Origin of the sequence: Paraburkholderia heleia NBRC 101817 (assembly GCF_000739775.1) — a bacterium.
GTDB classification, from domain to species: domain Bacteria; phylum Pseudomonadota; class Gammaproteobacteria; order Burkholderiales; family Burkholderiaceae; genus Paraburkholderia; species Paraburkholderia heleia.
The window spans coordinates 1-823 of sequence record NZ_BBJH01000065.1; the positions used below are offsets into that span (position 1 = coordinate 1).

2 protein-coding genes are annotated in these 823 nt (G+C 54.9%); both read left to right on the top strand.

Annotated elements, in window-relative coordinates:
- Positions 1-552 (top strand): T6SS immunity protein Tli4 family protein (locus tag BHE01S_RS38590; protein WP_042272762.1); only part of this gene is annotated, 552 nt, incomplete at its 5' end.
- On the top strand, positions 542-823 hold a 282-nt coding region (locus tag BHE01S_RS38815), incomplete at its 3' end, for a hypothetical protein (protein WP_218000440.1). The genes BHE01S_RS38590 and BHE01S_RS38815, both read left to right, overlap by 11 nt.

The following is an 823-nucleotide window of genomic DNA, read 5'->3' on the forward strand; positions in this document are numbered from 1 at the left end:
AAAAAACGACTGGTTCTCAACCTCGCTGCGAGCGTTCGTGGCCGCCCGGATGACGAGACTCCTGGCGAGCCCGGTATGTGTTTCAAGGATGGTTTCCTGCCACGCAAGGCAGCCACTGGCGAAAAGCTCGATACCCTCTTCGCATTAAAGGACCGGCCTGATGTGTCGTTTGATCTGACAACAGATACAGATTCGCGAGAACTGGAGAAATATTCACTTCCGAACCGTCTGCCACAGATAAAAGCGGACATGAAGGACATTAACGGTCGAATTATCCGGACCGGACCGGTAACCCACAGTGGCATCAAGGCCGACGAACTGCTGGTTTCCGCCACAACGGCGGCCAGGGTCCCTGGGCACCTTTTCAGGCTCGAGGCAAATATCACGGTCGGCGGTGCCATGACGCCCTACCTTGTGCTTGAGATGAACAACGGGGGCTTCAACAGCTTTACGGCAGACAGCATTGAAAAAGCGTCACTCACTGAAGGCGAAGCAATCGCCCTATGGGATACCGTCTCCCACACATTGCGTCCTCGTCCGAATGCGTTCTGAAGAGGGTAACAATGATTCGTACGAAGTTCAGAACAAACCGGTCAATACAGGAACAATCGATGTTGTGGCCGGAAGACTTGGTCCAATGGATGTTCACAAGACCTTTGAACTGCAGGCAGCGGGCGAGAATGGCGACGGTACGATACCTGTCCGGTCAGGTGCGGCGCCAGCCCGCTACGCGCGTGCCGCTGTCGGCTACTCCGGTGTCGATCACGGTGCTGCGTATACCAAACTGCCTCAACAGAAATTTGCACTGTGGGGAATTGTGAAG